Here is a 255-nt window from a genome sequence, read left to right on the forward strand (position 1 = left end):
ATGCAAGTCGAGCGAACAGAGAAGGAGCTTGCTCCTTCAACGTTAGCGGCGGACGGGTGAGTAACACGTGGGCAACCTACCTTATAGTTTGGGATAACTCCGGGAAACCGGGGCTAATACCGAATAACCTGTTTCACCTCATGGTGAAACACTGAAAGACGGTTTCGGCTGTCGCTATAGGATGGGCCCGCGGCGCATTAGCTAGTTGGTGAGGTAACGGCTCACCAAGGCGACGATGCGTAGCCGACCTGAGAG

1 rRNA gene is annotated in these 255 nt (G+C 54.5%); it reads left to right on the top strand.

Annotated elements, in window-relative coordinates:
* Positions 1-255 (top strand): 16S ribosomal RNA (locus C9J29_RS24080); the annotation flags it as partial.

The sequence above is a fragment of the Lysinibacillus fusiformis genome (assembly GCF_003049525.1).
GTDB classification, from domain to species: Bacteria; Bacillota; Bacilli; order Bacillales_A; family Planococcaceae; genus Lysinibacillus; species Lysinibacillus fusiformis.